At 73.4% G+C, this 364-nt stretch carries 1 protein-coding gene; it reads right to left on the reverse strand.

Going from position 1 to position 364, the window contains the following annotated elements:
- Window positions 1–364: MFS transporter (locus GUY60_RS38125; RefSeq protein WP_161706063.1), on the reverse strand; the 364-nt coding region annotated here is incomplete at both ends.

Below are 364 nucleotides of genomic sequence, written 5' to 3' on the forward strand. Positions count from 1 at the left end.
ATGGCGCGGGCCCGCGCCCCCTTGTCCACCATGGCGATGGCGACGCCCGCGCCGACCGCCCAGAACCCGGCGCAGGCGAGCGCGCTCACCACGCGGGAGGCGAAGAGGATCTCGTACGAGGGGGCGAGGGCGCCCGCGACCTGGCCCAGGCCGAACACGGTGATCAGCGCGATCAGGGTGGTGCGCCGGGGCAGCCGCAGGGTGGCGGCGGCGAGCAGCGGGGCGCCCACGACCATGCCGATGGCGAAGGCGGATATCAGCAGCCCCGCGCTGGGGATCGAGACGTTCATGTCGTCGGCGATCTCCGGGAGCAGCCCGGAGAGCATGAACTCGCTGGTGCCGAGCGCGAAGACGGCGAGACCCA

Source organism: Streptomyces boluensis (assembly GCF_009908195.1).
Lineage (GTDB): Bacteria > Actinomycetota > Actinomycetes > Streptomycetales > Streptomycetaceae > Streptomyces > Streptomyces boluensis.